General features: G+C 64.2%; 1 pseudogene. It reads left to right on the top strand.

From position 1 onward, the window contains the following. Window positions 1-344, top strand: a pseudogene (glyA, locus tag ACYP33_RS14250) (serine hydroxymethyltransferase); the annotation flags it as partial.

The raw sequence follows: 344 nt of genomic DNA, 5'->3' as shown, positions 1-344 counted from the left end.
GCTGCGAGAACGTGGACGTGGTCGAGCAACTGGCGATCGACCGCGTGAAGGCGCTGTTCGGCGCGGAAGCGGCGAACGTGCAGCCGAACTCGGGTTCGCAGGCGAACCAGGGCGTGTTCTTCGCGGTGCTGAAGCCGGGCGACACGATCATGGGCCTGAGCCTGGCCGAAGGCGGCCACCTGACGCACGGCATGGCGCTGAACATGTCGGGCAAGTGGTTCAACGTGGTCAGCTACGGCCTGGACGCGATCGAAGACATCGATTACGAAGCACTGGAAAAGCGCGCGCACGAAACCAAGCCGAAGCTGATCATCGCGGGCGCCTCGGCGTTCTCGCTGAAGATC

It is taken from the genome of Burkholderia sp. 3C (assembly GCF_054589155.1).
The sequence above is the reverse complement of the archived record's forward strand: the minus strand, read 5'-3'. Positions and strand labels throughout refer to the sequence as shown.